This is a genomic window from Photorhabdus sp. S10-54 (assembly GCF_963878145.1).
GTDB lineage: Bacteria > Pseudomonadota > Gammaproteobacteria > Enterobacterales > Enterobacteriaceae > Photorhabdus > Photorhabdus kayaii.
Map to the genome: position 1 here is coordinate 30,311 of NZ_CAWNXG010000042.1, position 10,775 is coordinate 41,085.

The 10,775-nt window shown below is 43.0% G+C and carries 7 protein-coding genes; 1 reads left to right on the plus strand and 6 read right to left on the minus strand.

What is annotated here, in order from left to right; all coding sequences use genetic code 11:
- Positions 1–8: 8 nt before the first annotated feature.
- From AACQ83_RS18755 to AACQ83_RS18770, 4 genes are read right to left on the minus strand one after another with little or no spacing between them, the layout of a single operon-like run.
- Entirely contained in the window at positions 9–1,856 is a 1,848-nt protein-coding gene (locus AACQ83_RS18755) for an ABC transporter ATP-binding protein (protein WP_240000853.1), read from the minus strand.
- Positions 1,756–3,555 (minus strand): ABC transporter ATP-binding protein, encoded by a 1,800-nt coding sequence (locus AACQ83_RS18760; protein ID WP_240000854.1) that lies wholly within the window; start codon positions 3,553–3,555, stop codon positions 1,756–1,758. The genes AACQ83_RS18755 and AACQ83_RS18760 overlap by 101 nt, the downstream gene beginning before the upstream one ends.
- A complete protein-coding gene (locus tag AACQ83_RS18765; RefSeq protein WP_112879129.1) occupies positions 3,548–4,792 on the minus strand; it encodes an MFS transporter in 1,245 nt (414 codons plus the stop codon). Before AACQ83_RS18765 ends, AACQ83_RS18760 begins: the two co-directional genes overlap by 8 nt.
- Positions 4,789–6,795, minus strand: coding sequence for a TonB-dependent receptor (locus AACQ83_RS18770; RefSeq protein ID WP_112879130.1), 2,007 nt, complete (start codon positions 6,793–6,795; stop codon positions 4,789–4,791). Before AACQ83_RS18770 ends, AACQ83_RS18765 begins: the two co-directional genes overlap by 4 nt.
- 308 nt (positions 6,796–7,103) lie before the next feature.
- Here AACQ83_RS18770 and AACQ83_RS18775 point away from each other — a divergent pair, with 308 nt between their 5' ends.
- On the plus strand, positions 7,104–8,081 hold the full coding sequence (locus AACQ83_RS18775; protein WP_112879131.1) for a helix-turn-helix transcriptional regulator: 978 nt from the start codon (positions 7,104–7,106) through the stop codon (positions 8,079–8,081).
- Between the two features lie 105 nt (positions 8,082–8,186).
- On the opposite strand, the gene AACQ83_RS18780 is transcribed toward AACQ83_RS18775, so the two are convergent.
- Positions 8,187–10,037, minus strand: coding sequence for a polyurethane esterase (locus AACQ83_RS18780; RefSeq protein WP_112879132.1), 1,851 nt, complete (start codon positions 10,035–10,037; stop codon positions 8,187–8,189).
- Positions 10,038–10,591: 554 nt separating this feature from the next.
- A partial coding sequence (locus tag AACQ83_RS18785; protein WP_370446037.1) for a transposase occupies positions 10,592–10,775 on the minus strand: 184 nt, incomplete at its 5' end.

The following is a 10,775-nucleotide window of genomic DNA, read 5'->3' on the forward strand; positions in this document are numbered from 1 at the left end:
ACGGGGGGTTACACCTTATTTGGCTTATTTGGGTATAGATGCCAGTGCTCCTCTGAGCCAAGATGGTTTTCCCAAAGGGATTGATAAAGTGAACAACGTCCTAACAATTCGTCGTGAGTGCCACTATCACAAAGGGTTCCATGATCCATCACCAATATTTGGTCAGCGCGAGTTATCGTGCTCAACCGATGAGCGATAACAAAGACCGTTTTATTCTGGGTAAGAGAATCAAACGCCTGTTGTATCAACTGTTCATTTTCGGGATCGAGAGAAGCTGTTGCTTCGTCAAGGAATAAAACTGGAGATTGCTTTAAGATAGCCCGGGCAATAGCAAGGCGCTGACGCTCGCCACCAGACAGAGTACCGCCATCCACCCCTAACGGTGTATCGTACCCTTGCGGTAATGCCACAATCGTATCGTGAATATTGGCAAGGCGAGCAGCCTGCTCCAGTTCTAACTGGGTTGCACTGGGATCACCCAACCGGAGATTGTTAGCGACGGTATCCTGAAATAGTGCGGTTTCCTGAAATACCATAGTAACGGTGTCATACAGTGCCTGGGTTTGGTAATGATGAATATCATTCCCACCCAGACGGATTTCTCCCTTATCCAGTTGATAGAAAGAGAGCAGCAGATAAGCCAGTGTGGATTTCCCACTGCCACTGGGCCCGACAATAGCGGTCATACTGCCTTGCGGCGCATAAAATGACACATTTTGGATAGCGGGTTGATTCGTACCTGGATAGCTAAATGAGATGTTATTCACTTCAACATCATATTTGTCTGGCGCGGCTAGTGGCCCGGAAGCTTGCGTTGCAACGGCTTCTATCTCTGCAATATGGGTTTCACCTACTTGCGTTAAGGCCGTAATATTGAGTAAGGGGATGATCCCACGTAGAGGGGTCATCGTGGCAAACAACAACAGAATCGTGATAAGTATTTCTGAGAGTGTTAATGCTTCTGGTGAATTAAAGCGCAGAGCGCCAGCCAGAATGCCAACGACCACGCTAGTATCAATGATGATGTAAAACAGGCTCAGTAGCGGAATACTTCTGAATACCCCGCGGCGGAATGCGACACGTAATTGGTCGATTTCGCGGTCAAAACGCTGTTCTACCGTCGTGGTCGCTGCCGCAGCACGAATAAAGGACATACCTTGGGCGTACTCAACGATAGCTTCGGATACATCAGCCATCATAGTGGCACGCAAGCGCAATATTTCATCCAGTTTTTTACGGATAGCCCCCAAGATGAACATCCCAACCATCAGCACTAATAATGCACTACCGGCAACCACCCAATCGAACCAGAATAAAGCCAGGTAGATGAGAGTCAGCATCATCACCTGACAAGCGATTTGCGGTGTGGTATAGGCTGACTGATTTTCCTGCCATTGCACATCTTCAGATAACGTCAACGCTATTTTTCCAGCACTCAATCCCCGAATAGTGGCGACAGACATACTGACAAGGTGTTGTAGCAGAGAGCGACGAATTTCTATGCCTAAACCATAGGCGGCAATGGTGAGTTTACATAATGCGCGAGCCATAAAAGTAAACCGCAGCAACAGTAAAATAACCAGTAATCCCAAAGTGATAAGCGGCAACATAGGATTGTCACTTTCCCCTAGATGGGTAATAGCCCAAGCAGCAATAGCAAGTTGAGCCATAATCGCAACGGTATCAAACTGTTTATATAACAATCCTTTAAACCAAACTCTTTGCAGTTTTGGTGATAGATGTTGCTGGAGACGATTAAATAGCCCCATGATAATTTGCTCCGGCCCCGGTTTTTTCTCCCCGCCAAGCAGCCCACTGTCTGGCGTATGCGCCTTGCTGTGCGACCAGTTCTTCATGGGTTCCTTGTTCGATAATCTGTCCTTTATCTAAAACCATTATTTGATCAAGATGACGGATAGTCGGTAGACGATGGGCAATGACAATCACTGTCTTATTGCGGCATAGAGCATTGAGCGCTTGTTGCATCTCTTTTTCACATTCTGGATCGGTATAGGCTGTAGCTTCGTCCAATACAAGAATCGGGACGTTTTTTAGAATAGCGGCGGCAACGGCAATACGCTGTTTTTCACCTACCGATAAACTCACGCCACCGTTCAGTACGGTGTCGTAGCCTTGCGGTAATTGCTGAATAAATTGATGTGCTTGCGCTGCGATAGCAGCCGTTTCAACTTCGGCCTGTGAGGCATTAGGACGGGCTAATCGTATGTTATTAGCCACCGTATCGTTGAACAGAAATACACGCTGGAAAACAAAAGAGACGTTATTGCGTAGTGTCGGTTCATCCATATTACGGATATCAACACCGCCAATAGTAACCTGACCATGCTGAGGGTCCCAAAGACGTGCGATAAGACTCGCTACAGTAGATTTACCCGAACCACTGGCACCGACTAAAGCTAATGAACTGCCCGCCGGTATAGAAAATGAAATGTTATTTAATGCATTCTCCTGCTTATCTTGGTAGGAGAAACTGACATTGTGCAGAGCGACGCTGTGATCGGCTGGTGTTTGGCTTTGGGTACAAGGTGCCAGTTCAGGTTGATTCATTAACCAACGATAGCGTGTGATCAATGCCTCTTGCTGTTGCAAACGTGTCATCACAGCAAACATAGATGAGGCAATATTGCCGAATGCCATTGCCGCCAAAATAAAGAAAGTGAATTCGAATAAAGTGATCTCTTGTCGGTTCAATAACCAGACCGCCAAAGGGAGGACAAACAACAGGTTAGCACTGGATAACACGAAAAACCGGCTGGATTTGACCTGTACTTTCTCAACCCAAACATCAATAATCCGAGTCAGGGCAGTAAACGCTTTCTCAGCGCGTTGCAACGCAACCTTGCCGCCTGAATAGGTTTTGACCACAGGAATCGCATTAATAACTTCACCCATTGTTGAAGCAATACGGTTTTGGGCTGCATAAAAACGCTGAGTTGTCGCTTGAACTTTTATCTGAATATAGACGAATAACAGGCAGGCACCCAAAGTTGGCGCGAAGGCTGCTAAGGCTAACCGCCAATCAATGGCTAACATGACACTCAATGCAATCAATGGACCGAATAAGGTAGCAGACATCTCTGGAATGATATGGGCAATACCATCTTCAAGCTGTTCGACGTCATCTAGCATCATCTTTTTTATTTCAGTGCTGTCGGTCAGCATGAAAAAACCCAAAGGGACAGACTTCAACTTACTGCTGATATTGCGGCGAACATCAGCTTGCACATCGGCAGCGATCAAATGAGCAAAAAACGTTGAACCACTAAAGGTCAACATAGCGGCAAATGTAAATCCCAATAACATAGCGCCATAATTCAATAGCGTGTCATATTGCCCGTCATAGATAGATTGGGTGATGAGCCCGGCAACCGCCGCCGGCAACATTTGCAGGCCGGCGGAAAGAATGGCAAGTGCAATAGCAACGTAACTCAACGTGCGGTATGGGCGCATCATATACCATAATTCTTTAATAACGCCGGCATCAGCCGCACGCTGCTCCGGCGAACTCTGAACAGAAGTATCATGATTACGCATTCACGCTCTCCTTGTGGAAATTATGGAATTTACGCAATGTCCAGAACAAGGCAATGAAGGTGAAGAGAAGTGCAAGAACGAAAAGGGCAGAATAGCCTGCTTTAGTAACAATCAATCCACCCAACACTGAACAGATAATTGCAATACCCATATCTGCGGATTGCATCAACGCAAAATCCACACCGGACTGAGCACCCGCAGCGAGCGACATCATCTGGGTATACAGCGCAACAAATTTGGCGGCGGTGATTAAGGTGATGAAAACATATGCGGCTGAAAGCAGGGATAACGGCGCTTCTGGTTGCCGGGCAAGCCAGAAGATACAGGCTAATACGATAGATTCAAGCAGCATGACAGACAGTAAAGTCTGGATAGCACCGAATTTACGTACAATGATACCACCAAGCAGAACACCAGATAATCCAGCTAATGCACCACCACTGGCGGCAATGATACCAAGTTGAGTTAAATCCACACCGCGATCGATCAAAAACGGCGAAAGCATACCAAGTGAAAGACGCGTACCGATCATACATAGCAATATCAAAACCAGTGCTTGTCTAACCGGCGCCCGACGGAGTGCATTTTTGAGAGAAGGGGCAACCGGGGCTTTTAAAACCGTTGGTGCTTTTTCTACCTGTGTTTCCCGTAAAAACAGGGCAGGCAGTGACATCAATAGAATCACTATGGCTAACACCCCGGCGCCAATGTGCCAACCATACAGTGAAACAAGGTATAGAAACAGACCGCTGCCGATGATAGAACCCAAATAACCGCCGCCAACTTGCATAACATTGCACCAAGGGCGATGTTTTGGCGATAACCGGTCAATAGCGTGGCCATCGGTGGTGGTATCCACCACGGTCAAACAAATGGTGATCAGAAACAGACCGACGATAATCAGCGGCATATGTTCGGCAGGTTTTGCCAGTGACATTGAACAAAAAAGCAAGGTAATTAACAGATTTCCGCAAATCATGATACGACGGGGGTTTGTATCCCCCGAACCAGATTTACGATAGCGCTCTATAACAGGCGCCCAAAGGAATTTGAATGCCCAAGGCAGCATCAGCAAGTAGAGCAAGCCGATTTTATCCGGGGTTACGCCGTGGCTACGCAAAAACGCTGGCATACTTTGTAACGTTAACATGCCGATAGTACTTTGGAGGGTGTAAACCCCCGCCAACGTCAACAATAGTAACGATATATGACGGGGATGGGAGATATTGTGCGTCATAGCGAGACACTCACATCCAACCCAACATTCAAGCCCTTATTGATCATACTGAGCGTATTTGGCCCCACGGTGAAACTGGAGACACGATACTTTTTATCACCCAGATTTTCGCCATAGAGTTTTACATTAATCCCATGTGCCATTTCTAAACTTAATGAAGCGTCATAGAGGGTGTATCCTCCCTGTTCAAGGGTATTCGCTTCATTAAAGTAGCTTTTTGAATAGTAGCGGGCACCGGCATTTAAATAGAGGTTACCGGGTAACAACGTTTGATCAATCAAGTAGTCAAAACTTGCATTGAGCATGACATCTGGCGCATAAGGCAGACGTTTATCGTTATAACTTATGCCATTCTCTGTATCGGTTGCATCAATGAAGTTTGATTTGCCTACACTTCCCCCGAGAGAAAATTTCAGCCCTTTCATTGGTTTAATTTGGCTACTCAATTCAATGCCTTTGCTCTCTGCTTTACCCACATTGCGTATAAACTGTGCACCGATCGGACCAACATAAATTTGTTTATCTTTCGAACGAATGTAGTAAACAGCACTGTCTAACGTCACTGCGTTACCAAAGAACGAGGTATGCCAGCCAAACTCATAATTATCTGAGGTTTCGGTATCGTAGGGTTTTCTATCATTGGCGGAGTAGACAATGTTATTGAATCCACCGGGTTTATATCCTTTCGTAGCAGAGAGATAGAAACGGGTATCTGGCGTCAATTGCCAACCCAATGCGGCTTTAGGCGTAAATTCATTGCTGGAAACTTGGTTATCAAAAGCTTCGATTGCTGCCATGCCAGAACGGCCAGCATAGTCTATCTGCGATTTTTCATGGGACAAACGGCCACCCAAGGTCAGATCCCACTGAGAAGCAAAGGGCAATTTCACTTCACCAAACAGTGCCAGCGATTTTCCTTTTATTGTGTTAGCCGCATTGCCATAGTAACCGGGGTAACCACTGGTATGATGTTTATTCTTTTCATCTGAAAACCAACCACCGAGAACGCTGGTAATCCCATTTGAGAAATTGGAGTTCAAACGCAGCTCTTGCGTGGTGGCATGGTGTTTCTCTTTCCATTTACCACCAATGAAATCACGGTAAATATCGCGATCCTGATAAGAAGTCACACTGGTTAATACACTGTCGCCAAAATCATATTCAGCCTTGAATGCATAACTGTTAACCCGACGGGTTAAATCAGGGATAGGGCCATCATATTCTTTCCGACGAAATTGTTCGTCGTTTAGATAGACTTCTTCATGGGAATCGAGATCTTCATGAGCAAAGCTAAGTTCAGCACTGAACGAAGAATCTTCTGGTGCAAATGTCAGTTGCCCTCGTCCAAGCCAGGTTTTGCTGGAATCAATATTTTTATCGCCACGATTTGGTACATCAATTTGCCCAGGCTCTTTTACCCAACGCAGGCTGGTACTACCATAAAGGAGATCTTCAATAAGCGGTATTGATCCGCTGAAAGAACCACCTTGTTTCAGCTTGGAGTAATTACCAGAAAGATTAAGCCAAGGGCCTTCTTGCGGCGAACGAGTGATGATATTAATAACACCCGCTTGTGCATTTCCGCCATATAAAGTCCCTTGCGGACCGCGTAATAGTTCTACACGTTCCACGTTGATTAATTCTTGTGTTAGGAATTGGTGATCTTGAGGAACGCCATCGACATAAATTCGAACAGAAGGCGAATAGAAATCCGGTGAACTAATACCGCGAATGGTGGTTGCTGAATAGGTTCTATTACCTCGTGAGCGGATTTGTAAACCAGGAAAAGCGCGTTCAAGATCTTGTACTTGAGTTATACCGGCCTGTACAAGTTCTTCGCCTGTTTTAACCAGAACGCTACCATCCACTTTATTTAACGCTTCTTCCCGTTTATTTGCCGTCACAATCAAAGCATCTTCTGTCGCGCCAGACGAATGTTCTGCCCATACCATAGGCGAAATTAAACAACATAAAACAGACGCCTTAGCGTATTTTTTTCTCATATAAATAACTCGTTATGCACTGTTTAAATCATGTTTTACAAAAATTAGGTGTGGTAAAACAAAAAACATAACGGGAGACTATCGATAGTATTCCATCAGGGCTAACGGAATAGGGACAAAAGTAGCGCATTACGTACTATTGATAATGATTATCATTAATGATAAATTGCGTGATATTTACAATACAATATATACACACAGTATATATATACAGTAAAAATATAATGTCTATAATATGTAAAAACTATTATTTTAAGTACGGAAATAATTTTTAACTGGTGTCTGATGCTAATTTTATAGGGGATCTCATGAAGACAATCTATAGCAAAAAATTAGAAGTTTTCACGGCTGACCATTGCAATTGCGTGCATTCACATGCAGATAAAAAGAATACAAATACTCCCTTATTGATTGAGGAATTATCTGACGGCATTCACATAAATCGGCTATGCTTTGAACTCAACAAAGATGTCACAGAATATTGTGAAGGACCGCCAACGGTGTCAATCGCGTTTATTTTAAACGGGAGAGGAAAAATGGCGATTGAAAATGGTGATGAATTAGATATTCATCCGGGAATGATGATATTTTTCTATTCACCGAAAATGACGCGAGGCATGAACTTCTTTGGCTGCGGATCATGGCATATACTCGACATTCGTTTTTCATTGAACGAAATTGCAGCTCAGGAATTGCCACCTTTTACTCAATTAGCGGCAGGTTTTGAAAAGAACGCCAGTCACAGTGATGTATTGATGATGGCATGTCCTATCTACCCACCATTTATGCAAATAGTGAACCAAATAGAAGAGTGCCAATTAAGTGGCAATGTAAGAAAGGTTTATTTAAAGGCAAAAGCGTTAGAAATACTCGCTTGTGTGGCGTCTCAAGTTTATGATTGTCAATATAATATGGTCAGTGGGTTACAACGCCGAGCCGTTTATAATGCAATAAAAATAATTAACAGTGATTATCATTACCCTTGGACAATAAAATCATTATCAAGAGCGGTTGGTTTAAATGAACGGAAATTAAAAGAGGGATTTCGTGCTGTTGTTTTTCGCACTTTCCATCAATATCTGGAAAATGTCCGCATGACGACCGCAGAAGATTTATTGAAAAAAGGTATGAGTGTCATTGATGTTTCTACCGCAGTAGGTTACGCCAGTCCAAGCCATTTTTCTAAACGCTTCCGGCAACATTATTTGATCAATCCTAAAGCATGGCAGGCGAAATATGCCGTTGGTCACGCTTTATTAACAGAAAATATCGTGGTCGGAAAATAAATGAAAATCTCTGTTTTGCCATGTTGACTATTCAGTTGATTCTAAAAAAAGATGGCCATTTTGACATGGCCACTTCATGAATAGGGGTATCGCATGATTTATATGTTATGCCAGTATTATGTTATCTACCGATAAGCTATCCATGCTGACGCCAACCAGAGTGACTGAGTTTTGCCCGAAGGTAAACACCAGATCATTGTCCACCATAGAAGCATGATCCAGATAATTACTTTTATCACTGCTGCCTTCGGTACCCAAGAACACCAGTTTATCCGTCTTGTTGTAACCATAGATGATGTCTTGTCCAAAATCACCGCTGAACAGGAAGGTATTGTTATTACCCTGACTTTTCAGAACATCATTACCTTCACCACCGACGAAGACATTATTGTTGCCGAAACCGATCAACGTATCATCGCCATCCAGACCGAACAACCAGCTACCGGAGGTTTTAGAAGTCAGAGTATCATTCCCATCGTTGCCTGTGACTGAATTGGCGTATTTCGTCAATCCATTGCTAGAATACAAACCCTCGGCTCTGACTTGAGAATCCACCTGTTTAGTCAGAAACAGCCAGGTACTTTCCTTACTTCTTATAGCCGAGATATCCGTAGCAATGGTAATGCCGCCTTGTGCATCACGCATATACAATGTACCTGCCTGGTCATAGGCTATTTCTGCATTTTTTAGTGACTTCTGTAAGTCAAAGGTATTATGGCCTTTCCCGCCGGCAATAATGTTAAATCCGCCATCATCACGGAAGATATCATTGCCGTCGCGCCCTTCCAGATAATCGTTTCCTTTACCACCTTTAATTAGGTCGTTGCCGTCGGTACCGATAATAAAAGTACTACCAGTGTGTTTCTCAGCATTCCGGTTCAAATCCTGCACCCAAGTATTTTCACGGGTGACGTTGGAAAGATTACTGACAACAATAGTAGAGTCTCTATGAGTCAGATCGTAGAACGTTGACTCCATAATACGTTGCATGCCGCTCTGGTAAAATGGCGTCACATGCGAAACCCAGGTTGACGCATTAGCAATGGAGAAGGGCAACACATTCCACCAGTTTGATGCATAGTGATCGTTAAAATTAACAATATTATTTGTCGCAGAGTCCCTTGGTGTATCGTGAACTCCCGCGGATGATGAATCAATGCTAGTGCCGTTTAATACGCGGAATACGGGATCATTCTCGTATCCCACGTTCAGCACTTTGTTACCTTTCTCATACTGTGATGGCGAAGCGAAAGTGATATAGTTCGACTGGGAGTAAAATCCCCCCCATTTCGTATCGCTAGACTCCGCCATACTATTCACAGCTAACCCACCCAAACTATGGCCGCTGACCACAACGTCATTGCCCGTCAAACCGTGAGCTTTGGCATAATTGGCTACATGATCCAGCAGCCGGCCGAAAGCGTTTGGCGCGTAGTCATTCGAATAGTCTTTCTTACCTAACGCTACTAGCACATTATTCATAATGTCGCCAAATGTATCGGTAATAATTGACTCTCGAGGACCACTCGTACCGCGAAACGCAATGCCGATAGAAATCAAATTACCATCAGCATCATATTTTCCCATTACCTCTGCCTGAGCAGTGGAATGACTTGATTTTTCGCCGAAAAAAGTACCGCGGGCATCAGTTTTTCCCTGATAACCTAACTCATCAGCACTGATAGTAAACCATCCTGAGTCATTGAGTTTATCTTGTGCCTGTTTTTCTGCGTCCGGATTCCAAGGCAATTTAGGTGTGATGCCCTGCGATGTCGTGCTACCGAGAATTGCAGTCAACAACGTTAATGGCATCCCTAAACCAAAACCATAGTTGTAATACCCCTCGGCAAATCCGCTGCCCAGATTATGATAAGCATACCCGGCGATAGTTTTTGCGTCGGAAAATAACTCTTTGGAAGTAGTGTCATCAAAGTCTTTGTACTGAAAAACACCCATGATGCATATCCTTATTAAGTTAATATAAAGTTAAAAAAGTGTTCTAAAAATATTAACCAGCTAGGTAAGTATAGATTGATGGAGATAATTTAAAGAGTAATTATCTAAAAATTTATAAATTAGTGAGCCATCATGAAAATTTAATATTTTTACAAATTTAACATTGAAAAAATTAAGTTTATATGCTAAAGGATCTCACGGGTGAGAATAAACACATTGATATATTTATTATCATCGTTGATAGTTTTATAAGGTTACTAAATTGATGGGTAACTATATTACATGATTACATGATTACATGATTACATGACATGATAAAGAGAGATTGATTTTATTTAATATTCTTGAAAAATATAGATATGTGAATTTTGGTAGAAAGTTTTTATCGCTGATTCACTTAATTGATTAAAGAAAGATAATTAAAACCATTATTCCCTATAAATAATTTCAATATGATTTTTTTAATAGGAAATTCATAAAAACAATGTATTGATTTTTCATTTAACAATAAAATTCAAAATAAGAGGTAGATTCACATAATAAGTGCAACATCGTTAATCTGGAAGTAAACATGTTCGTATTCCCTTAAATAATTCATTCGGTGTTTTCCCACCCCGTGTTTTTCGGGGGCGATTATTTAATCGGTTTACCACAAAATTTATTTCCTGATCAGAGATTTCATTAAAATCGGTTTCCTTTGGAAAGTATTGTCTGATTAACCCATTGATATTCTCATTG